Origin of the sequence: Bacillus sp. IT-79MI2, from assembly GCF_949768135.1 — a bacterium.
GTDB classification, from domain to species: Bacteria; Bacillota; Bacilli; order Bacillales; family Bacillaceae_G; genus Bacillus_A; species Bacillus_A pseudomycoides.
On sequence record NZ_CATKPV010000139.1, the window covers coordinates 113,102 to 135,445 of the forward strand.

The 22,344-nt window shown below is 34.9% G+C and carries 21 protein-coding genes, 2 pseudogenes and 1 riboswitch; of the genes and pseudogenes, 5 read left to right on the forward strand and 18 right to left on the reverse strand.

The window, feature by feature from the left end; translation table 11 throughout:
• Positions 1-8: 8 nt before the first annotated feature.
• Positions 9-437, reverse strand: coding sequence for a MarR family winged helix-turn-helix transcriptional regulator (locus tag ACM6HU_RS28025; protein ID WP_016115274.1), 429 nt, complete (start codon positions 435-437; stop codon positions 9-11).
• A 294-nt stretch (positions 438-731) separates the two neighbouring features.
• Between ACM6HU_RS28025 and tet the strand changes: the two are divergent.
• Positions 732-2,704 (forward strand): annotated as a pseudogene (gene tet / locus ACM6HU_RS28030) (tetracycline resistance ribosomal protection protein).
• Positions 2,705-2,965: 261 nt separating this feature from the next.
• On the opposite strand, the gene ACM6HU_RS28035 reads toward tet, so the two are convergent.
• The 8 genes from ACM6HU_RS28035 to ACM6HU_RS28070 form a co-directional block, all read right to left on the reverse strand.
• Entirely contained in the window at positions 2,966-3,949 is a 984-nt protein-coding gene (locus ACM6HU_RS28035; RefSeq protein ID WP_016115277.1) for a DUF4003 domain-containing protein, read from the reverse strand.
• A 169-nt stretch (positions 3,950-4,118) separates the two neighbouring features.
• Positions 4,119-4,586 carry an NUDIX hydrolase gene (locus ACM6HU_RS28040; protein ID WP_016115278.1) on the reverse strand — a complete coding sequence of 156 codons (468 nt, stop codon included), beginning with the start codon at positions 4,584-4,586 and terminating at the stop codon, positions 4,119-4,121.
• A gap of 31 nt (positions 4,587-4,617) precedes the next feature.
• Entirely contained in the window at positions 4,618-6,087 is a 1,470-nt protein-coding gene (locus tag ACM6HU_RS28045) for a serine hydrolase domain-containing protein (protein ID WP_016132951.1), read from the reverse strand.
• Positions 6,088-6,095: 8 nt separating this feature from the next.
• Positions 6,096-6,608 (reverse strand): hypothetical protein, encoded by a 513-nt coding sequence (locus ACM6HU_RS28050; protein WP_016115280.1) that lies wholly within the window; start codon positions 6,606-6,608, stop codon positions 6,096-6,098.
• Positions 6,605-6,946 carry a PadR family transcriptional regulator gene (locus ACM6HU_RS28055; RefSeq protein ID WP_033671244.1) on the reverse strand — a complete coding sequence of 114 codons (342 nt, stop codon included), beginning with the start codon at positions 6,944-6,946 and terminating at the stop codon, positions 6,605-6,607. The genes ACM6HU_RS28050 and ACM6HU_RS28055 overlap by 4 nt, the downstream gene beginning before the upstream one ends.
• Positions 6,947-7,203: 257 nt before the next feature.
• Positions 7,204-8,241, reverse strand: a complete 1,038-nt coding sequence (locus ACM6HU_RS28060; RefSeq protein ID WP_016115282.1) for an SDR family oxidoreductase — start codon at positions 8,239-8,241, stop codon at positions 7,204-7,206.
• Between the two features lie 714 nt (positions 8,242-8,955).
• Entirely contained in the window at positions 8,956-9,525 is a 570-nt protein-coding gene (locus ACM6HU_RS28065; RefSeq protein ID WP_016115283.1) for a histidine phosphatase family protein, read from the reverse strand.
• Positions 9,526-9,556: 31 nt separating this feature from the next.
• Positions 9,557-10,027 carry a GNAT family N-acetyltransferase gene (locus ACM6HU_RS28070; protein WP_016115284.1) on the reverse strand — a complete coding sequence of 157 codons (471 nt, stop codon included), beginning with the start codon at positions 10,025-10,027 and terminating at the stop codon, positions 9,557-9,559.
• A gap of 183 nt (positions 10,028-10,210) precedes the next feature.
• Between ACM6HU_RS28070 and ACM6HU_RS28075 the strand changes: the two are divergent.
• Positions 10,211-10,780: pseudogene (locus tag ACM6HU_RS28075) on the forward strand (MFS transporter); the annotation flags it as partial.
• A 142-nt stretch (positions 10,781-10,922) separates the two neighbouring features.
• On the forward strand, positions 10,923-11,894 hold the full coding sequence (locus ACM6HU_RS28080) for an ornithine cyclodeaminase family protein (RefSeq protein ID WP_414848562.1): 972 nt from the start codon (positions 10,923-10,925) through the stop codon (positions 11,892-11,894).
• A 316-nt stretch (positions 11,895-12,210) separates the two neighbouring features.
• On the opposite strand, the gene ACM6HU_RS28085 is transcribed toward ACM6HU_RS28080, so the two are convergent.
• The 5 genes from ACM6HU_RS28085 to ACM6HU_RS28105 form a co-directional block, all read right to left on the reverse strand.
• Positions 12,211-12,687, reverse strand: a complete 477-nt coding sequence (locus ACM6HU_RS28085; protein WP_414848563.1) for a small multi-drug export protein — start codon at positions 12,685-12,687, stop codon at positions 12,211-12,213.
• A gap of 28 nt (positions 12,688-12,715) precedes the next feature.
• On the reverse strand, positions 12,716-13,150 hold the full coding sequence (locus tag ACM6HU_RS28090) for a hypothetical protein (protein ID WP_016115288.1): 435 nt from the start codon (positions 13,148-13,150) through the stop codon (positions 12,716-12,718).
• 2 nt (positions 13,151-13,152) lie between these two features.
• The gene (locus ACM6HU_RS28095) at positions 13,153-13,359 is read right to left on the reverse strand and encodes a helix-turn-helix transcriptional regulator (protein WP_033671254.1); all 207 of its coding nucleotides are present in this window, start codon (positions 13,357-13,359) and stop codon (positions 13,153-13,155) included.
• A 362-nt stretch (positions 13,360-13,721) separates the two neighbouring features.
• The gene (locus ACM6HU_RS28100) at positions 13,722-13,790 is read right to left on the reverse strand and encodes a DUF3980 domain-containing protein (RefSeq protein WP_139350021.1); all 69 of its coding nucleotides are present in this window, start codon (positions 13,788-13,790) and stop codon (positions 13,722-13,724) included.
• A gap of 89 nt (positions 13,791-13,879) precedes the next feature.
• The gene (locus tag ACM6HU_RS28105; RefSeq protein WP_016115290.1) at positions 13,880-14,791 is read right to left on the reverse strand and encodes a DMT family transporter; all 912 of its coding nucleotides are present in this window, start codon (positions 14,789-14,791) and stop codon (positions 13,880-13,882) included.
• A 127-nt stretch (positions 14,792-14,918) separates the two neighbouring features.
• On the opposite strand from ACM6HU_RS28105, the gene ACM6HU_RS28110 reads away from it, so the two are divergent.
• Entirely contained in the window at positions 14,919-16,361 is a 1,443-nt protein-coding gene (locus tag ACM6HU_RS28110; RefSeq protein WP_016115291.1) for a PLP-dependent aminotransferase family protein, read from the forward strand.
• A 390-nt stretch (positions 16,362-16,751) separates the two neighbouring features.
• On the opposite strand, the gene ACM6HU_RS28115 is transcribed toward ACM6HU_RS28110, so the two are convergent.
• The 4 genes from ACM6HU_RS28115 to ACM6HU_RS28130 form a co-directional block, all read right to left on the reverse strand.
• Entirely contained in the window at positions 16,752-17,639 is an 888-nt protein-coding gene (locus tag ACM6HU_RS28115) for a DMT family transporter (protein ID WP_016115292.1), read from the reverse strand.
• Between the two features lie 495 nt (positions 17,640-18,134).
• On the reverse strand, positions 18,135-18,872 hold the full coding sequence (locus ACM6HU_RS28120; RefSeq protein ID WP_016115293.1) for a metallophosphoesterase family protein: 738 nt from the start codon (positions 18,870-18,872) through the stop codon (positions 18,135-18,137).
• 13 nt (positions 18,873-18,885) lie between these two features.
• Complete coding sequence (locus ACM6HU_RS28125; protein ID WP_016115294.1) at positions 18,886-19,827, reverse strand: aminoglycoside phosphotransferase family protein; 942 nt, start codon at positions 19,825-19,827, stop codon at positions 18,886-18,888.
• Between the two features lie 14 nt (positions 19,828-19,841).
• Positions 19,842-20,645, reverse strand: a complete 804-nt coding sequence (locus ACM6HU_RS28130; protein WP_016115295.1) for a VOC family protein — start codon at positions 20,643-20,645, stop codon at positions 19,842-19,844.
• 211 nt (positions 20,646-20,856) lie between these two features.
• On the opposite strand from ACM6HU_RS28130, the gene ACM6HU_RS28135 reads away from it, so the two are divergent.
• Entirely contained in the window at positions 20,857-21,756 is a 900-nt protein-coding gene (locus ACM6HU_RS28135) for a sulfite exporter TauE/SafE family protein (protein ID WP_016115296.1), read from the forward strand.
• A gap of 359 nt (positions 21,757-22,115) precedes the next feature.
• Positions 22,116-22,308, forward strand: a riboswitch (Lysine riboswitch).
• The last annotated feature ends 36 nt before the right edge of the window (positions 22,309-22,344 follow it).

The window sequence follows — 22,344 nt, forward strand, 5'->3', positions numbered from 1 at the left end:
TCACTTATTTAGACTTCATTTATATTTTTTTGCATGCGATTTAACATACTTAAAAGATTATCTCGCTCTTCTTCACTAAAATCTTTTAACGTAGAAGCTGCGAATCGTTCTTTCTCCTCTTGAAAGGCATGGATTTTATCTCGTCCGTCCTTCGTTAAACGAACAAGCGTAATCCTGTTATCATCTGGATTTTTACGTCTTGTAATCATTCCATTTGCTTCAAGCTGTTTTAAATGTCGTGTAATCGCCGCGTTATCAATATTCACTTCTTGTTGAAGCGCCTTTTGACTCATTTCTTCAACTTGATATAGTTGGTGTAACAGCTCTAGTCTTGATTGACTAATACCAGTACACCCCTCAAATTTCGAACTAACTTCTTTATTTAGAAAGTGTAGCTTATATAAAATAATGGCTTCCTTTGAGCATGAATTTGTCAAATAACCCCTCCGTTATTAAGGATCTCAAATATTAATTGATACATCAATAATTGATATGTCAATTAATATACCGGATTATAATTTAAAATGCAATCATTTTGTTTTTGCTTATTTACTTTTAGTATTGCCCTCCTGTTAATTTTCCAAAATTAAGTATTTCATCACGTTACAAATAACGCGAATTTCCCTATAATAGAAATATCATAAAAGACTGGAGAGTGATTGTAATGCGGCAATTTATTACGAAAAGAAATGAGGAAATGAACATGAAAAATGAAATGAGGGTTTTAACACATGAAAACAATAAATATAGGGATTGTGGCGCATGTAGACGCTGGAAAGACGAGTTTGACTGAGCGTATTCTTTATGAAACTAATGTGATTCAGGAAATCGGCCAAGTAGATAAAGGAAGCACACAAACAGATTCGATGGAGTTAGAAAAGCAACGTGGTATCACAATTAAAGCATCTGTCGTTTCATTTTTTATAAATGATCTGAAGGTAAATGTAATTGACACACCCGGCCATGCGGATTTTATTGCTGAAGTGGAGCGATCTTTCCGTGTTCTAGATGGAGCAGTTTTAGTTATATCTGCAGTTGAGGGCATTCAGGCACAAACCAAAATTTTAATGAGAACTCTGCAGAAACTGCGCATTCCGACCATACTATTCGTCAATAAAATTGATCGGAGTGGTGCCCAAACTACTAAAGTGATCCAACAAATACGGGAAATGCTTACCAATCAAGTACTCCCATTATATAAAGTGAAAAATGAAGGGACAAAAGACGCATGTATGATTCAAAATGAAGTACATGCTGATATATATGATGAATATATTGAACTTCTAGCAGCACATAATGAATCGTTACTTGAATCCTATGTAAATGGCGAAGTATTAACTACAGCCACTTTAAGAAATGAATTATGGGATCAAATTCAGCATGCAAATGTATATCCAATCTTTTTCGGTTCAGCAATGACTGGAATAGGAATCACTGAATTACTCGAAAGTATTTCAGTAATGATTCCCCAAAATGATTGTGGCAATGATATAAATACACCTTTGTCTGGTATTGTTTTTAAAATCGAAAGAGAACTTACCGGGGAAAAAATTGCTTACGTACGAATATTCTCAGGTTGTTTACACGTAAGAAAATATGTTGATATTAATCGAAAACAAAGTGACTTAAAGACCCTTTCACACAAAGAAAAAATCAAAAAGCTTCATATATTTCATAATGGAAGTGCTATTCAATCCCCTACTGCTGGAACGGGAGAATTTTGTAAAGTATGGGGCTTAGCGACATTAGAATCGGTGACGTGATCGGTGAATGGTCAGATAAAATGAAAGATATTCACTTTGCAGAACCTCAAATGGAAGCTGCAATTGAAGCACGGCCAAAAGGGAAAAATCACAACCTATATCAAGCACTCGTAGAACTCTCAGAAGAAGATCCACTTATAAAAGTAGTGAAAGATGATATTCACAATGAAATCTATATTCGGCTTTTTGGTGAAGTTCAAAAAGAAGTGATTGAAACAACTTTACAGGAAAAATATAATTTAAATGTTTCTTTCTCAGACACAAGAATTGTATGTATAGAAAAGCCAATTGGAATCGGAAATGCACTAGAAATAATGGGTGAAAAGAATAACCCTTTCTATGCAACAATTGGTTTTCACATGAAACCTGGTGCACCAGGTTCTGGTATCACTTATAACTTAGAAGTCGAGCTTGGCTCATTGCCTTTAGCATTTCATAAAGCTATTGAAGACACTGTATTCCAAACGTTAAAACAAGGCTTATATGGATGGGAAGTCACTGACATTGCCGTAACATTAACCCATACCGGTTATGCAAGTCCGGTAACTACAGCTGGTGATTTTAGAAAACTAACACCTCTTGTCTTGATGGATGCTTTAAAGCAAGCTGGAACAAATGTATACGAACCAGTAAATGAATTTGAATTAACAGTACCAACAAATTCAATTAGCACAGCAATGTATAAATTATCGGCAATACACGCTACTTTTAAAGACCCTGTACTGCATAACAATTCCTTTTATTTAACAGGAACTCTGCCGATGGCCAAAACAGAGAACTTTAAGCGTGGCCTACATTCTTTTACTGAAGGCGAAGGTGTCTTTATCGCTAGACCTTGCGGATATAGTAAAATCGAATCAAATTTCCCATCACGAAAACGAGTAGACTATAATCCACTTAATCGAAAAGATTATTTATTGCATGTGCTTCGTGCTTATTAATTTAACATAAAGTGAAACTAATAATCAGTGGTTCCCCCCACTGATTATTAGTTGAACCAATGGGGCTTTTACAGACAGCTCATCTCCCACCTAACTTCTTTGCATCTGCTGAATTTTGAGGTGAGAGTGTTACTGTCCTAAAATAGCGGGATAAACTGAAAAAATCGATTGTCAGCAGACAATCGACTTTTGAGTTAAGCATGATGTATGTAACCCTTTTTGGGAAATCCTACATATAGCGTTCATGTAGCACATTGTACGTTATGAACTACTGCTGGCAGAGGTTGCTGCAGAGGAAGCGGTAATTGCTGCTATCATAGCTGCCTGCTGCGCCTGTATGAGAACCTCTATCATTGTTTGTAAACCTGTGTTGGCAGCGTGACTTTCCGCACCTTTCTGACTTACGAACAGTTGGATGGCAATCAGAATATTTGCATCCGTATGCCAGCGGAATAATTTGTCCCCCTGCAGTTTTTCAATGAATGCTCGAATAGAATGAACTTCTTTCTCTCTATCCTCAAGCAACGCTAGTAGCCCGATAGCCGGATAATGCATCTGTTTCACTTTTACCTTTTCTTGCTTTAGCAGATTCCATATGTTTGTGTATCGTGCTACTAAAATATCTTCACTGACATCCTTCTTTAGAGAAAGAATATGACTTAAAAATTGAAGATTATTTCCTTTGTACATACCAGCTGCCGCCAGCTTCTGGTAGAGACGTTCCACTCGATCCATAAGCGTCTCTACTTTCTCTGATTGTCCTGCTAGTAAAACAGCGAGCGGGTAATCATCTGTACTTGTAAGAAAGAAGTGATCCTCTTTCATGCGTTTATATACTTGCAGCGACCGCTGAATGCGTGTGTCATGCTGTCCATTGTCTTCTGGTAAAAGCACTGCTGCTGCCAGATAAGTGAATATACTCCGGCTAAAGCCACCAGCGACCAATCGTTCATATAAGTCTAGAAACTGTTGAAACGCTTCTTTGTAATATGTAAAGTGAATATCTAATGTTGCTGCAACCACAAAGCGATGATAGGACTTCAAATAGGAAAACATCCCTACCTGATCCTTAATATAATTACTAATTTCTAAAAACCGCCCAAGATCAAACGGCTTATCGCTGCCTGCATACATAGCGGCAATCATCATCCCAGTCCGAGAATCACTAGTTTTCCACCTTAGTTCTCCCTTCAACTGTGTATATATGTGTGTATACTGCTCCAACTTCTGCTGCAATGTAATCATAGTGGTCCCCCCGTTTTTCTTGTGCTTCTCTTCTATCATACTATTATTCCATATTTAGGAACACTGTTTTTGATACAAAATTTGTAAGCTTATACTTCCCTTAGTATTTTTTCCACAATACCCCTATTAGTTATAAGTAAAATCCCCATTTCCGTCTTTCTATCTCTTTTTACTCACTCCTAACAATATGTTCAATATGAATAGGCAAATCATTCACTTTATCTTTTAGAAAATCCGGTTTCAAGTTATATTCACTTATTCGTTCTAATAGCACCCATTGAAATACATACCTTCTGCCGTCTTCTTCAAGAACAAAAGTATCCTCTCCTTTTGCAGGCAACTCAAGCAAGTTCACTTCATAATAAAAACTAATTTCATGGAACTGATGCGTATCATATGTAAAGAAATTTTCAGCCGTCCATAACAGTTTTTTCACATCAACATTTACTCCTAGCTCTTCTCTAAGCTCTCTTTTCACTGCCGTTTCACTGCTTTCTAGCATCTGCACTCGTCCGCCTGGTATATACCAGAAATCTTCCCCTTCATTTTGAATCATGAGGATTTTATTTTCTTGTTTGCATATTGCACCAACTCGGTAGTTAAAACAAGTTTTCTCTAATTTGAATGTAAGATCCATTATTATGTGCCACCTTCATATGATTTGAAATTTAACTATTAAAATATTTTACTTGTAAATTTTGTTTATAAGCGATGATGATAGAAAACAATCCATTAAGTGCAAAAAGAATAACTACTCCAATTGATAAATAAGCTAAATCTGGAGAAAACACAAAAATCGCATGCCATGGAGAATCCGTACTATAAATTAGTACTGGAATTGTAGCAATAGATAGCACTAAGAAAATGATACCGGAAATGCACCCTATACTTCTTTTACGAAATTTTTTTGATTTCATCTTTACCAATAGATAAATAAGCATGATAAAAAGCAAGCAAATTATCCCCAATGTAATCAGTTGAACAATTGGAGTATTTGAAGGTATATCAACTAGTTCATTTCCATTTATTATATTTATAATACCTTGCTTCAAATATGAAAGCGCCTCTTCTTCTAGAATATGATTTTTATTGGTAAGAATCACGCCGCCCCAACCTGTTTTTGGTATAAAAAACATTTCTGCATGTGAATCAGGGGTTGAACCTGAATGCCATATCATTTTCTCCTCAGAATCTGGATTTGTGATTCTTACCCCTAGGCCATAGAAGCGGTTTTCACCGGTTTGAAGATGAGGTGATACATAAAGATTCCTAGTATTTTCAGTTAAAAAATTGTCATTCTCTTGTCGGCTAAGAAATTTAATGTATTGAATCATATCTTCTGCACTTGCCGTTATGTACCCATATGGTGCTCCTCCATTATCATAAGTTACCGAACTTTTCCGAGGGATTCCAAACCATGACTGATAGCCACCTAAATATCCTTTTTTATATGCAGTATCATAATCAGCTGCTGCATTCTTCATACCTAATGGTAAAAATACTTCCTGCTTCATGTAGTCAGAATATGTTTGATTGGTAACCTCTTCAATAAGAGCACCGAGAATTAAGAAATTGGCATTACTATATTGATATTTTTCTCCGGGTGAAGCGGTAAGTGTAACGTTTGATAGACTTTTCACATTGTCTTTTATAGCATTGAAACCTTTAGATTCTTTATCTGATATTGATAAACCCGAATAAGTACTAATTCCACTTGAATGGGTAAGCAAATGTTTAATTGTTATTTTTGATGTTGCTTCTTTATCTTTAAGTGCAAACCACGGAATATATTTTTGGACTGGATCTTCTAAGTGAACGGTACCTTCTTCCATTAATTTCATTATGGCTAAACCTGTTAATGATTTACTTATCGATCCAATAGTAAAGGGAGTTTCAATCGTTACTCTTTCTTCAGTTTCTCCCGTTACACCCCATGCTTTTGAATAATACAAATCATTTCCATGAACAATAGCAATCGAAGCTCCTGGAATTCGATGTTCCTTTAAAAAAGCTTCTACATAGTTGTCTATAGTATCTTTCATATCTTGTTCTGCGGAGACTTTTGAGGCTGATAGGAATAAAGTGCATGCATTAAATAATAAGCAAATTAAAATCATAGTGAATTTTAGTAGTTTCATATAAAGTTTCACCTACTAATATTTATTTTTCGTATACGAAACACTACCAACATAGAGATTAGTAAGGAAATTGAAATGCTAGTAATCATTAGTAAGGAATTCCACCAAGAATTATCTGCTATGTGATACAAAATATTATAGTCAAACGAATTATTAGTATGTAGTGGGTTAAATGATTCTGTTAAAAACATAGATAGTAAGAGTTGTGAAGTGAGGTAGGTAACGATGGAAGTAAGGAATCCACTCACAAATAAAATTCCTGTTCTATTTTTTGATTTTCGTATCTGTTTTATTTCAGAATGAAGATCTATTCCATTCATTTCTAAAAAATCTTTAACAAATGTTGTTGTATTTCCTAAATCTTTTAGACTATCTTGGCCGTGTTCACGACATTCTTGTATATGCTCTAAAAGCTGCTGCCTAATGATTCTTCTGTTCTTTGAACTGACTTGATATTGTTTTAATTCTTCCAGAACTTCTTTTACAAACCGTTTTTCTTCCTTGGTCAAATTCATGTTCATTCCAAATGCTCTCCCTTCAAATCACTTTGCAGTAGGGATTTTATATCTTGTTGTAATTCCAACCACTCGTTGATTTTTTTCTGAAGATACATTTCCCCTTGTTCATTAATTTCATAATAAACTCTAACCTTACCACTTTCTGTCATTTCACGGTAAGTATGAACCCATTCTTGATCTTTAAGCTTGGTCAAAATCGGATAAATGCTTCCTACTCCTTTCAGTTTTAAATTGTGTTTTTCTAACTCCTTCATAATTTCATATCCATAGCTTTTTCCCTTTGACAAAATAGATAACACACACATCTCTAAATGACCTTTAATTAAACTTGTTCTATCCATAAGATAAATTTAACAAAAATATATACTTCATTCAAGTATATTTTTTTGAAAATATTAACTTTTCTAAAATCGAAAGCACACGCACTAAATTTTGAATCTCCAAATACATATAACCCCGTCTAATTTTAAGACGGGGCAAAATATTTTTTTGAAATCTAAATTTTATTACACAATCATATCAGATCTTTTGGACTCCCAATCTAGCAGAATCTATTTCCTTGCAAATTTTTTCTCAGCTTGATGAGTATATACTCTCATCATAATTTCTCCTTCTGAAACCAAACCTCTAGCAATTCCGCCTCTCTTTCTCTGGATATACCTGCTTTTCGTTCTGTATCCTGCCTCGATTTCTCCCATAGATACACATCACAAATAGTATCTTCAATAGGTCTAAAAGAAAGACCAGCGTTAACAGCTTTTTCTATACTGATGAAAAAACTACCTTTCCACGGTTCTGTCTCTCCTTCTAGTGGAAAATTTTCAGGAATCCATAAAGGCAACTCCGTCCATGGCTTTACTTTATTCTCAATTAAAAATTGTTCTTCTACCCATACAAATTCAGCATCGCTATTTGTTACTGCTTTACAAGTATTTAATAGTTCTTCTATCGTCAATTCATTATTCGGCCCTGTTACATTAAACTTGCCTACTTTTCTGTTTTCTGCCATATCGAATGCCCAGGTTGCCACATCTTTCACGTCAATCAGTTGAACAGGACGGTCTGAACGCCCTGGCACCATTATTTCCCCACCCTGTGCTACACGCTGAACCCAGTACGGGAGTCGATCTGAATAGTCAAATGGTCCAACAAGAAGCCCTGCTCTTATATGCAAAACACGCCCCGGCCAATGTTTTTCTGCTTCTTCTTCACATAAAACTTTAAGTGCTCCATAATACTCGTAAGGAGATATTTTCCCATCCTCAACCGCTTTCAACTTATCCTTAGACGGCATAGACTGTACATGATAGTCTTCCTTAATATGAAATGGAATCCAATCTTTATAAGTAGAGATACTTGATATAAATGTATAATGTTCGATGTTATCTCCAAGTACAGCAGCAATTTTTTTAATTTGATGAGGAGCAAATCCACATGTGTCCATTACAACATCCCATTTTCGATTTGCTAAACATGATACATCACTGTCTCTATCGCCTGTTAACTGCTCTACTTCAGGAAATACATCTTTATTCGTGCCACGATTAAATAAGGTGACTTCATGCCCTCTTTTCAATGCTTCTTCTACTAAAGCTCTTCCTAAAAAACGCGTACCTCCTAATATAAGGACCTTCATAATTTTCCCCCATTCATTTTAATAATCTATAAAATTAGCATTCATTTAATTTAACGATTTTCCTACTTAAAAAGTTATGGGGATGACGAAAAAATTAAATTCCCCCTGTCGGTGTAGGATACTACCCGAACGATTTACATAGTATCCCTAGTTTATTTTTCCCTAGTCTGTATCCGTTTGGTATATGGATTACAGGGCTCATATTACTATTCTATTCATTTCCCTTAATCGTTCTAAAAAAACAAAACTGGAAATCAGAAAAGAAACACTAACATTTCATATAGAAAAAGAGGCTACTGATTCATTAACTAGTTCGGTTCAGAATTACAAAATAACCGACTGAATAGCATTGTAATTCACAAGAATTTAACGTACTAATTAGCATTAAAAACAGAAGCAAAAAAGGCGTATGCATATAAACACACGCCTTTTTTGCAAATAACATAGGGATAACCAAAAAATCATCTTTTATTCAAATATTTCTACTTTGTTCTCCACTATTCTAACTACTTTCATTTTCACACGAGGAACACCATCTTTTTAATAATAATCATTTAATACTTGCTCAACTTCATTTTTGTATGTTCCAAGTATTTCAGGTGAAAATTGCTCAACATAATAGTCTCCACCTTTAATTAAACAGCATGCCATTTTATCAAGGGCAATTAAACTTAAAGGTCTCCCCTTGGTAAGGGGAGACCTTTAAGTTTCACTTTATTTCCACAATCTTTTAACCTCCTCCAATTCCTCACCATTGAATTCCATTCTGTATATATCTGGTTTTGATGTATGTAGTAAAAAATTCAAATCGTACTGACTGTCATAATACCCCATCATCAAAGTCATAACAGCTCCATGAGTGCCTAATACTATTTTTTGCCCTCGATAAGTCTTTAATAATTCTTTGAAAACTTTTATAGCTCGTTTCTGACAAACTGCATTAGACTCCCCTCCCTTTAAAGCAAAGTTTGGATCAGAAAACGACTTCTGTAACAAAGGCAATAATTCCTTATCAGATATTCGCTTGTCTTCAGCAGAAAAAATTCTCTCTTTCAAGTCTTCAAATACTATAACTTCTTGCCCTAAATGTTTAGCTAATCCCTGAATCGTTAGGATGGATCGATGGTATGGGCTTGAAACAAAAACATCAATACCCTTCCCTTGTAATATATCAGTTATTCGATAAGTATCTAATTCCCCTTTTTCAGTTAAGCCTCTTGTTCTTTCATTTTCTTCTATTTTTGGTGATTCACCATGTCTCACCATGTAAATGAAAGTTTTCATAATACCCCTCCTTAACATAGTTTATCGTTATTTATAGCCTCTTCATAAACAATACCCTACTCCCCCCATTCCCATCATAATTTAAATGTACCGATACCCCATTCACTTCTCCATCACCTGTTTCAATTTCAAATCCAATATCCTGATGAAATTGAATTGATTTTTTATTTACTGGAGAGGTTACCGCTTTTACAATGTGACGGTCATTTGCGCGAGCTGCATCGAAAAAATAGCTGTAGAGCGCAGAAGCTATACCTTTTCTTCGATACTTTGGATTCACTCCAATAAAATGAACGTATGCTTCATCGGCATATGTTTGCGATAAGAATCCACATAAAAACCCTAACATCTCTCCATCCTCTTCAATGACAAAACTCGTTTCTTGAAAATGAACGAAGAATAACTTTGGCAGCATATCCGCCATATTTCTCCCGTCCCACCATTCGTTAATTACAGCATGAATTGCGACATAATCTTCCACTTGTATGTTTCTAACTTTCATTTTTCTCCCTCTCATTCTACTATTTTCTATACATAGAACCGTAACATCCTAATAAAAAGCAACTCTTTATAATATTTGCTACTTATTGTATTACTTCCTTCCATCTTCAAATTTTGACATAAAAATCATTTTTATATAAAATATTCATAATAGTTAGAAAAATAAATTAAAAGAGGTGAATTTATGCAACAACAAAGTTCTGTCCAAAGAAAAGCACTCATCGCTAGTTTAATTGGTAGTTCTATCGAATGGTTTGATTTCTTCTTATACGGAACTGCCGCCGCACTTGTATTTAACAAATTGTTTTTTGTAAACCAAGATCCCCTTGTCGCACTTATGCTTTCTTATCTTTCTTTTGGTATTCCATTTTTTATCCGTCCACTTGGAGGCATTATTTTCAGTCATATTGGTGACAAAATTGGAAGGAAAAAGACACTTGTGTTAACACTATCTCTCATGGGAGGGGCGACAGTATGCATTGGTTTGCTTCCTTCATATGAAACTATCGGTATACTAGCTCCTATTCTTTTAATATTACTAAGAATTATCCAAGGATTAGGAATTGGTGGAGAATGGGGCGGTGCATTGTTATTAGCTGTAGAATATGCACCGAAGGAAAGAAAAGGATTTTTTGGTAGTATTCCTCAAACGGGTGTTACAATTGGAATGTTACTGGGAACTGCTGCTATATCTTTCATGACCATGAATATTTATAACAATTCTTGGATTCCAGTAGCTTTATATATTGTACTAACTTGCTGTATTTCTTTAATTGCGATCGCTGCCGTTTCAACGAAGCAGATCGCAGAGAATATACAAAATCAAGATGTACAAGCCTAAGTCAATCGGGGGATTTTCAACTCCCCCTCTTCTATTAAAAAGGAGGATGATCTAAATGATTCATATTACAGAAGAAATGGTAAAAGATATTTATAAAATGAAAGACTGCTTACAAGATGTAGGAAAGGCATTCCAGTATTATATGAACAACGAAATTACAACACCAGTAAGGCTGAATATACAACACTCTCAAGAAGATGCAAACTCTCTTTATATGCCTTCTTATGTAGCCCCAATCGAATTTGCATCTACAAAAATCGTTAGTATCTTCCCTAAAAATACTCAAAAAGGAAAAAAAGCACTACAAAGCTTGATTGTTTTAACAGAAACGAATACTGGTGAGCATGTCGCAACAATTGAAGCTTCCTATTTAACAACACTTCGTACGGGAGCGATGAGCGGTATTGCAACAAAACATTTCGCTCGTCAAGATTCTAGCGTCTGCGTTGTCATCGGCTGTGGTGCTCAAGCACTTGGACAAATACAAGCTGTTATGGAAGTTCGTTCTCTAACTCGTATTCTTCTCGTTAATCGGACAATACAAAAAGCTTTTGAATTTAAAAATCATTTACTCTCCTTGTATCCAAATTGGAACGGAACAATTGAGATTATAGAATCAGCTGATGATGCTGTTATGGAAGCAGATATTATTATTTGTAGTACAACTTCAACTACTCCTGTGTTTGATGGAAAACACTTAAAACCCGGTACTCATATTAATGGAATTGGGTCTTATCAACCTCATATGCAAGAACTCGATTTCACAACATTACAGCGTAGCGATAAAATTATTGTAGATACACTAGAAGGAGTTCAGCACGAAGCTGGAGATTTCTTGATTGCGAGTGAAAAAAACGAATGGGATTTTTCAAATGTATACAGTGAGCTTGGCGATATTATTTTAGGACATAAACAAGGACGAACAAACTCTGATGAAATTACTTTATTTAAATCTGTTGGGGTAGCTTTTTTAGATACAGTAGTGGCCAGTTCGATCTATCAAAAATATATAGAAGTGACCTGTTAATATAAGATAAAATAAACATATGTCACTTCTGTAACAATCAACGTTTATACGGAATAACTTAGTGTATATGAGCGCAATCTTATGCGCTCTATTATTTTTGTCACCAAAAGTCACTTCTGTACAAGAGTGAACGATTTTATATTACATAAAGTGAAACTTTAATCAGTGGGGGTTTTCTTCATCCCCCACTGATTATTAGTTGAACGAATCGGGCTTTTACGGACAGTTCATCTCCCACCTAACTTCTTTGCCTTCGCTGAATTTTGAGGTAGGAGTGTTACTGTCCGTTAATGCGGGATAAACTCTTCCTATTAAACTAAATAATATTTAAAAAGCTAAATCCATACATCGAAGCAACTACAAAAATAAGTGTCCATACTGCTAGACTGACCGTCATCCAACTAATGACGTGTGTCCGGTTATATCCAAATGTTAAAGCTAATACGGCTGCAATATCAGTTCCTACAAGAATTGGAGCTAGCAGTGCCAAACCTGGAATACCATATCGTTCCCATATTCGTCTTGATCTAGTTTCCTTTTTAGAAGGTGTTGTTATACCTTTTTTTAACCTTCTTGCTGTTTGCCATTTTGCATACTGCTTAAAGAAGAAGCCTAGTAATAGAACCAAGATAAGATTCCCTGCAAACGCCGTAAGTCCTACTGCAAATGGTTGTAATCCCCATGCGATACCGAGTGGTACAACGATAGACACATCCATCCATGGCGCAAAAGCTAATAAAAATAAAACTACATATTGCCATAATTCACCTGCATTTTGAGCCCACTCCAACATACCTGTTTCCCCTCCTTTTTTGTTCAGATTAAATGCGATTTAAAACACGAATGGTAGTTAACCAATAGACAATGTATTGACCTACACCCAGTACACCAATACACATAAACGGAACAAGAATATTATGAGAAAAGAGGAAGCAAACTCCCGCCGTTACTGGAAGTGCAAAGCTATAGTACATATATACATTCCTGCAAGCCTTATAGGTTACCCATTGTTGACCTTCATCTATTTCACGAAATTCGGACGGTGTAAATCCAAATAGTCTAATCTTATCATCAGAATTCCTTCGATTATAAAGCTTTGTAAGAATGAACCACAAAAAAGTAAACATTACCAAAATCCCAAAACACAGTCTAGCCAGAACGACCTGTGTGTTCATAAGAGAAAACAGTAAAAATGCAATGATTAATACAAATAAACTCGCGCCTATAAGCGGAGATTTCAAAATATGTTTCATCATAATCATTCCTCTCCTTTTAAATAAAAAACATCTTCTACAGTAACATGAAACGCAGCAGCTATTTTTAACGCCATAGTGACAGATGGAGAATAATCACCTTTTTCAATTAATCCGATTGTCTGCCTTGTCACTCCAACTGCATCGGCCAAGTCTTGCTGAGTCCACCTAAATCGTGCCCGTAATTCTCTAACTCTGTTTTCAAGCATCACAATTTCCCTTTCCTCATTTTCTATCACCATTGTAAATGATTACCAACAAAATGTAAACAATCATTTTCATTTTGTAATGAATAATTGCTTAAACAAACATAAACAACACCATCTATAACTAAAATGGTGTTGTTTCATTTATATGACTTTTTAAATTTAATTTAGTACAAAAGGAATGAAACATTTTGATTAGAGCATCATTATCATTGGTTTAGTCGCCTTGACAAACCTTTTTTTATGCAATCATCTCTGCACATTTTCATTGCATTATTATGTATTTTCATTTTGCACGCTCACCCCAAAACACCTCTTACATAATCAATGCGTTTTGGGGGAATTGAAAATTATTCCTCTGTATCCTCTCACTTCATTTTCTCATAAATTTTAATAACCGTTTCTACTAAAACAATAAATACCCAAAATCTACTTATGCACGAACATCAGCAGTGGGCAGTGAAACAAGCCTTGTCATTCCTAAAATGAAAACGGCCCCTTTCTACAGAAAGAGGTCATTTTAACATTAACTTACTTTTTTCAAATTGAGAGCTGGCTTTTTTACAGCTCCTTTTTTCACAACATATAAACCGATAAAGATAACGAATCCGCCGACTAATTGCATCGTATTTATTCTTTCTCCAATTATTACTGCGGCAAAAATGACAGCAAACAATGGGACAAGATACATATATACCATTACTTTTGTTGAACCGATTTTGCTAATACCAACGTACCACATCGCTAGTCCAAAGACCGTTGCAAATACAATCGAATAACCTAATGATCCCCAGCTTAATGTATCTGTTGGCCATGTCAGTGTACTTACGTTACATAAACAATATACGACAAGTGGCACAATACCAATTAATGTAGACCAAGAAGTTACTCGCATTGCCGAATATTTTGTAATAAGTGGCTGTGCAAGAATTGGATACCAACCCCAAGCAATCGCAGCAACTAATCCAATTAGATTTCCAAGCCAAGCATACTCATATGTAGATTGATTCGTATGCCCTGTTAATAAAACAAGTGCTGCCCCACTAAAGGATAATAAAGAACCAATTTGAATCTTCATCGAAAAACGTTCTTGTTTGTGTAACACTGCTAAAATCCCTGTAAAAATAGGTGACATCGCAATTAATAGTGACGCATTTGTTGCTGATGTATATTTTACAGATAACATAAATAATGTTTGATAAAGTGTAGTGCCAACTATACCTACGACTAGTAACCTTAACCAATCTTTTCTCTCAATTCGTAGCGATCGTTCCATAAAAAATGTAATCAATAATAATACCGGAGATGCAACTAAAAATCGTAAACTATTAAATTGAATGGATGACATATACGCCACTCCATATTTTCCAATTGTATAATTCGCTCCCCATACTAAAGCAACTGCTATTAGGAGCCATTCCATTTGCCATCGTTTCATCCGAATCTCCCCTTCCACTATCTTAGCATAGTAAAATTGGCTGGATACCACACCGTCCAATTGGCTGTTTTTTCACCCAGCCAATTTGTTATAATGAAACTAGATAAAGAATAAGGGGACGTTATACATGGAATGGAAGTTAGATAATGACAGCAAGATTCCGATTTATCAACAAGTTGTTGATTTTATTGAAAGACGTATTATGTATGGAGAGCTTCCTCCTGGTAGTTTTCTCCCTTCGGAACGAAAACTAGCAATCCAACTAAATGTAAACCGAAGTACTGTTACAACTGCTTATAATGAACTGCGTGCTATGGGAATTGTGGACAGCACAACTGGAAGAGGTACACGTGTAAGTACACATATGTGGGGCGTTTCTCCAACATTAACACCGAACTGGAGAGGATTCGTAGAAGGTGGTACTTTTTTACCGAATTTACCACTACTTCGACATATTCGAGAGCAAGTCCAGCAAAATGAAAATATAATTGATTTCGCAAATGGAGAGCTTGGTTGTAACCTGTTTCCTCATGAACAGTTACAAAATATTTTACGTGAGCAACCTTTAACGCAATCACTTAGCTATGATCATCCACAAGGCTATCTACCATTAAGACAAACGGCAGCGAAATATATGAGAGATTATCTAAAAATTGAAGCAACAGAACAATCGATTATGATTACTTCTGGGGCCCAACAAGCGCTTCATCTTATCGTTCAATGCTTATTAAACCCAGGTGATGCGGTAGCATTTGAAAGCCCCTCACATTGTTACTCATTGCCCCTCTTCCAATCAGCGGGGATTCGTATTTTCCCGTTACCTGTTGATGAACATGGAGTGAATCCTGAAGATGTGCATGAACTATATCGAAAGCACCGAATTAAAATGATTTTTTTAAATCCAAATTTCCAAAACCCAACAGGTACGATGCTTCATCCAAATCGAAGAAAAAAACTTTTATCGTTATGCGCAGACCTACGTATTCCAATCGTTGAGGATGATCCATCTAGTTTATTAACATTAGAAAATAAACAGCCTTGCCCTACTTTAAAATCCATTGATGAAAATGGAACCGTCATCTATGTGCATTCACTATCCAAAATGATTGCACCTGGCCTTCGTATCGGTTGGCTTGTTGCTCCACAGTCAGTAGTAGAACGGTTATCAGATGCACGGCATCAAATGGAATTAGGACTGAGTATATTTCCTCAATGGCTCATGCAGCAATTTTTTGAAACTGTTCCATTTGATACGCATATAACACAATTACGCAATCAGTTAGCACAAAAAAGAGATGTCATTGTCGATGCCCTAGATTATTATCTTCAAGATAAGATTTCTTTTTCAAATCCTAATGGTGGGATTTACATATGGGGAAAATTAAAGGAGCCTATTAACGAAAAACAGCTTATAATACAAAGTTTAAAACAGCAAGTAGCCTTTATGCCTGGCAGTATTTTTGGAGCAAAAGATGGCTATATTCGGTTATCGTATGGGAAAGTAAATATCAATCAAATAGAGGACGGAATTTCTCGTTTACATACCGCTATCGAATTTTGTCAAAAATAAAAAAACACTTTTCATGGAGCATTAATGCTCCATGAAAAATGCTTTATACTATGAAAACAAGTATGAAACTATAACAAATAACTGTGGACTGAAAAGGTGCTTTCTAGACGTGAAAACACCTTTTGGTTACTATAATCAAATATTATTTACTTAAAGTTTTTATTTTTAAAAATTCATAAGCACATTTTTTCAAAAATAGTCTACCTCAGTTAGATATTTGCGGAATATTGAGAAATCTTATCGTTGATTTTTATTGCTATAAAAATTATATCATATTTGCTACAAACACTAACTATTAGCATAAAACTACTTATCAAAAGTAAATCTGATTTATATAAGCTAAAATGATATAAATGAATATTCTCAACTTGAACGTATTCTAAAAAACATCTATCCTATATTTTTTCTATAATTTGTTTTTAATAAACTTTTAAAATCTAGTTCAGCGATTACTACACTTAATAATATAAGAGTTGCACCTAAATAACCTTTAACTGTGAGAGTTTCACCTGTGAAAAAGAAAGCAAAGCCTGCTGAAAACACAGGTTCTAATGAAAAAATAAGACCTGTATGTGTAGGACTCGTATATTTCTGTGCAATGATTTGAACAATGAAAGCCATTCCTGTACAAAATATGCTTAATACTAAGATCGAAAACCATGATTCAACAGTACTAGGAAGTTTAGGATTTTCCATAAACATTGAGAAAATAATACTAAATAGACCGACAAAACCAAGTTGTAAAACTCCAAGGCTAATTGAATTAACCTTCTTAGTTATTGTTCCAGTAATGATGATATGGACTGCATAAAATAGAGCACATAGAATACATAATATATCGCCATAACCTATTTTTAATTGGCTATTTAATGTTAATAATCCTATCCCTACTATTGTTAAAACAACTCCCAATATAACTTTTTTTTCAGGTCTTTGTTTTAAAAAGATAGATGATAATACTGGAATAAATATCACTGTAAGACTCATTAAAAAACCAGCATTAGAAACCGATGTATACTTTGTACCAAAAGTCGCAAAAATATAAACGATAAACAAGATAGCAGCTAATATAAAAGCATATTTAATAGTTCTAAAATCAATTTTGTTTAAATGCTTATAAAACACTATACCCGACAAAAGAAAAGCAATAATAAAACGTAATGATATTAAATTATATTCTTGCATGTAATTGAGGCCAACTTTTGTAAGTAAGATGGATGCACCCCAAAAAAATGCAACCATTAGTAACATTAAATCCGCCTTTAATTGTATTTTCATCTCTATTCCCTCGTTAATTTTTAGCTTTTAGAATATTTCATAATTGATTAGAGTTACTATACACCTTTTGAATACAGACATTAGCTGTCGACCTAACCTTAGGATTTCTAACCCTGTCTATTTAGAGCAAAACCATTGTATCCAATGATTTCACTATTTCTTTTCCTTTTCTTAATAAGGAAGATTCAATCCCTTTATTTTTAAGAACAGTATTTAAAGAAATAATTTCATATTCAGTATCCATAATATGAAAAATTAGCATTACAAATACTTATTGATATAAACATTTAAGGATTTCTCCAATTCGTAATGAAAAATCTAGCTACTAGCCTTTAATTCTCTCTATTTAGAAGTTATAATTCCTCTCCCTATCATTCATCCGACTTCCTGTTTTAAATATTCGAAATAATCATTTTTGAATCTCCCCTATATTTAATATTTTCAAGTATTTATCCAGAACTGTATACTGATTTATCGAATATATTTTGTCTAATTCTACTTTAATCCCCGATACTTAGCTGTCGTCAATTCTTGTATGTACGCATCAATCTCAGGCATTTCTTCTTCTCTAGCCAATCGGATCGCAAGCTCTATATCATAAGGAACGCGAACAAGTTGAATTGAGAAACTTGCTGCCTCTTTTTGGCCATATACACCTTCAAAAATCAAATAAGAAGCTTGTGTAATCTCAAGCGGATTACCTACGCTCCCGACATTACATAATGTTTTCCCTCTAAAATTTTGCACATAAGCTTGATGAATATCTCCGTAGCAAACAACATCAGGCTCTCGTTCACCTTCAATATTTTCTGTAAGATCACTATTTTCAAATAAACTTATACGTTGTTCGCTCGGAGCTCCCGGCTGAACTCTTTCATATAAGCTTCTAGGTGATGCATGGAACATTCTAATTAATTTCCCACTCATTATGAACTCAATTGAAAATGGTAATTCCCTTAAATAATTCAATTGTTCTTCTGATAATTGTTTTTGATGCCATTGTAAAGTCTCAAATTCACTAGGTCTTGTAATAAAATCATCCCAATTTCCCATTACAACATGCTTACACTCTTTCCGAATGACCTCAATCGCTTCACTAGAATGTGGCCCTTTCCCTACCAAATCTCCTAAGCACATAATACGTTCTATCCCTCTTAATTTGATATCTTCAAGAACAGCTTCTAAAGCAGGAATATTACCATGAATATCTGAAATAACCGCTATTTTATCCACATGTACACCTCCATTATTCTACATTCATTATATCTTTATTAGCAGATTTATACCAATTTGGAATATAGGAAGTAAAATTATTATGTTCTTCTAAGATTCTTCTTAACCTCATTTTCATTTCATCTACTAAGTTAGGCGTAATTCGATTTGTCCATACAATATCCGCTGGAAATATCATCGCTGCATACAATGCATATAATTTCCAAAAATGAAGTGGCGGCTCACCATCACAATACCCGTGAACTTGCCCGACTGCAAATGGTACACTTATATCAGTTGTAAATAAAGCCATCTTATAAAAATCATGAATGGGATCTCCAAAATCAAATCTAGCAAAGTCAATGACAGCACGAAATTCTTTATGATGAAGCATAAGATTCGCTGGGTGAAAATCGTCATGTAAAAATACGATAGGACGACCTTGTAATAAATTTTTATGATTTTCTACAAAGAGTAACACCGATTTCAGATCAATAAAATCAGTCTTATATTCTTCTAATGCTTGCAAATATCTCTCATATTTATTCCATCGAGCTGTTCCCCAAGATTCTTCTACATTCTTTTTCTTCACTGTATGAATTGTCTTTAATGCTTCTCCCGCCCGTTTTCCAGCTAAATATTGCTCCTTCTCAGTCAATTTACCAAGTATGTCTTTCCCGTCTTCTCCTTCAATCCATTCAAATACTTGTACACATTGATTTAATTTAACGAGATCTATGAAATAAAACAGTTTTGGCATTGGTACCTCTAATAATTCAAAACGGCTCATATATTCATATTCTTCGAGCTTACGTTCACGATTTGAAATATCACACACTTTTATAAAATAACGTTCATTATTTGCTAGTTCAATTTTATACTTTTGATCAAGCGAAAAGCCTTTTGGAATAGCCGTACATTTTACGATACGAGGCCAATCTAATTGTTTTTCTAATTCCATTAACACTTCATTCACATTGATTCCCCCGATTAATATATGTATGAGCTACCTAACACATGTGTTTTGTTCTTCTGCTTATTCGTCCCTTGAAATTCAACGGCAAAAGGATATTCTCCATGTTTTACTAACTGTTCTTGTACAAAGCCCTCACCAATCGGTTCACAAAATTGAATATTTATATTTTCAAACAATACACTTTGACAAATCGCATTCCATTCTTTATGAACTTCGGAAAGGCTTACTTGTACTTCGAGTATCTTCTTCCATCTTTCTACGGTTTCATGTACATTTTTCACAGCATAGTATATTGTCTGAATTTCTTTTACCTCGTTGCTATGCGGGACAATGACGCCCACTTCTTGTAAATCGAATCTCCTACTCTCATCAGATTCTTCCCACTGTATAAAGAAAGGTAATTTCGGTCCACTATCTTCCTGTTCCACAAATAACATTTTCCATTCGATAAGATGACCGTCATTTCTCATTCGTTTTCCTTCAAACGGCCCCTTAACTTGTAACCCTTCTTCCATGAACCTTACCGCAAGTTCTTCAATATGATCTGTACGAAGAGCAATTTGCAGCATTCCTTCTCTATCTCGTAATTTCTCTACAGTTTCCTGAACAAGTGGATTATCCGCTTGTTTCGCTGTATCTTCATGTTGCACTGCTAAAAATTCAATATAAGATAAGTCAAAATAACATAAACTATTCCATGTCCCCCAGTTTGTATGTTCTCCGCCCTGTACCGTATGAAATCCAAGCTCCTCCATTCGCTTTTCTGCTTCCTTTGGTGTGCACCTAACGGTATGAACGAGATGATCAAATGCTAACATAATTTTCCCCTCCCTTTATTTACATCCTTTTATTATATAACTATTCCGTTATTTCAATCAATTTAAAAAACTTTTAAAACCTAGTTGATTTATGAGATTAATATGCATTATAATAATAAAAAAATTAACGTTAAGCTGATTGGAAAAACCAAAGGCTCTTTTCTCACTCGAGAAAAGAGCCTTTTTATTTATTATTACAGGGGGATTTTATATGCAAAAATTAATTGTCTTTGCTATTATTGGTTTTTTTGCTCAACTGATTGATGGGGCACTTGGAATGGCTTACGGAGTAACGTCTTCCTCATTATTATTAATGTTTGGAATTGCACCTGCTATCGCTTCCGCATCCGTTCATTTAGCTGAAGTTGTTACCACTGCAGCTTCTGGCGTATCTCATATTCGATTTGGAAACGTTGATAAATACACTGTTTCCAGACTAACATTACCAGGTGCAATTGGTGCTTTTGTTGGTGCTTGTTTTTTAAGCAATTTACCGGGTGATTTAATTAAACCGTACATTTCTATCTTTTTATTTACTTTAGGTGTCTATATTTTATTACGATTTATTATTCAAAAACAAATTGTCCAATCAAATAAACGTATGTCTAGTAAGCAACTTATACCACTCGGATTGTTTGCGGGATTTGTTGATTCAACTGGTGGAGGTGGCTGGGGACCTATCACTACACCAGTACTTCTCGCACGTGGAAATGAAGCAAGAAAAGTCATTGGTTCCGTTGATACGAGTGAGTTTCCTGTCTCATTAGCTGCAACTATTGGATTTTTCATTTCATTAGGCTGGGAACAAGTAAGCTGGTTTTGGGTATTTGCTCTTATGCTCGGCGGCATTATCGCCGCTCCAATTGCTGCATGGTTAGTACGAATTGTACCTTCACATTTACTTGGTGTACTCGTTGGTGGACTGATTATTTTTACAAATATCCGGACACTGCTTACATCATTTAAAGTGGATCCAACAATTATTAACCTTTCCTATATTGCAGTGGGTCTTGTCGTTATCATTGCACTTTTCATTTCGGTTAGAAATCACTCCCAGCTTACAAAACAGAACGTTGGATATACGACTGGACAAAAACGGGTTTTGCCTTAAAACAGAAATAATTATAAAGTGGTGTGAAATACTACGGTAAGCAAATGATAAGTTTGCTTACCTTTTTTAATCTCTTTAGCACACTTTATTTTGCTTATAATCAGTGTCGAATTTATTTTTTTCTGAATTTTCTTTTAATTTTAGAGGATTTTCCATATCTTTTTGCGAAACATTTGTATAACAATTTTTTCTTCATTTTTTACATATCAAGTAGGTTCGGGTGGAATTTCGAAAACGTTTCCTATACAATAACCGATTTTTTTGATATTTTCCTACAAAAATTCCTTGCAATATTTTCAGAAACTAATTACAATTGCCATATATTAAAAATCACAGCAATAAATAAATCCTCATCAATCCGATGAGGTAGAGGTTGCGGCTTTTATTAGTAGAACGGCTTAGACACAGAGAATGTCAACGACTCCGTTTGAAAGGAAATGCTGCCGAAGTTTGTATTTCTTCTCTGGAAGTACGAGCTGGGGCTGTCTCCGAATAGGAACAGAACTGTCACGTTTACAAAGTACCGTGTAAACGTGGGGTGCTATCTTAACGGAAGGGTATGATGGGGTGGTTATTTGTGAAACGTTC

Excerpts from the sequence above, each read along its gene's own strand:
- ACM6HU_RS28135 (WP_016115296.1), top strand. The coding sequence starts at position 20,857 with ATGCAAAAATTAATTGTCTTTGCTATTATTGGTTTTTTTGCTCAACTG.
- ACM6HU_RS28130 (WP_016115295.1), bottom strand. The coding sequence starts at position 20,645 with ATGTTAGCATTTGATCATCTCGTTCATACCGTTAGGTGCACACCAAAG.
- ACM6HU_RS28050 (WP_016115280.1), bottom strand. The coding sequence starts at position 6,608 with ATGAACATGAATTTGACCAAGGAAGAAAAACGGTTTGTAAAAGAAGTT.
- ACM6HU_RS28070 (WP_016115284.1), bottom strand. The coding sequence starts at position 10,027 with ATGAAAGTTAGAAACATACAAGTGGAAGATTATGTCGCAATTCATGCT.
- ACM6HU_RS28065 (WP_016115283.1), bottom strand. The coding sequence starts at position 9,525 with ATGAAAACTTTCATTTACATGGTGAGACATGGTGAATCACCAAAAATA.
- ACM6HU_RS28040 (WP_016115278.1), bottom strand. The coding sequence starts at position 4,586 with ATGGATCTTACATTCAAATTAGAGAAAACTTGTTTTAACTACCGAGTT.
- ACM6HU_RS28045 (WP_016132951.1), bottom strand. The coding sequence starts at position 6,087 with ATGAAACTACTAAAATTCACTATGATTTTAATTTGCTTATTATTTAAT.
- ACM6HU_RS28110 (WP_016115291.1), top strand. The coding sequence starts at position 14,919 with ATGGAATGGAAGTTAGATAATGACAGCAAGATTCCGATTTATCAACAA.
- ACM6HU_RS28080 (WP_414848562.1), top strand. The coding sequence starts at position 10,923 with ATGATTCATATTACAGAAGAAATGGTAAAAGATATTTATAAAATGAAA.
- ACM6HU_RS28060 (WP_016115282.1), bottom strand. The coding sequence starts at position 8,241 with ATGAAGGTCCTTATATTAGGAGGTACGCGTTTTTTAGGAAGAGCTTTA.
- ACM6HU_RS28055 (WP_033671244.1), bottom strand. The coding sequence starts at position 6,946 with ATGGATAGAACAAGTTTAATTAAAGGTCATTTAGAGATGTGTGTGTTA.
- ACM6HU_RS28090 (WP_016115288.1), bottom strand. The coding sequence starts at position 13,150 with ATGATGAAACATATTTTGAAATCTCCGCTTATAGGCGCGAGTTTATTT.
- ACM6HU_RS28105 (WP_016115290.1), bottom strand. The coding sequence starts at position 14,791 with ATGAAACGATGGCAAATGGAATGGCTCCTAATAGCAGTTGCTTTAGTA.
- ACM6HU_RS28035 (WP_016115277.1), bottom strand. The coding sequence starts at position 3,949 with ATGATTACATTGCAGCAGAAGTTGGAGCAGTATACACACATATATACA.
- ACM6HU_RS28085 (WP_414848563.1), bottom strand. The coding sequence starts at position 12,687 with ATGTTGGAGTGGGCTCAAAATGCAGGTGAATTATGGCAATATGTAGTT.
- ACM6HU_RS28115 (WP_016115292.1), bottom strand. The coding sequence starts at position 17,639 with ATGAAAATACAATTAAAGGCGGATTTAATGTTACTAATGGTTGCATTT.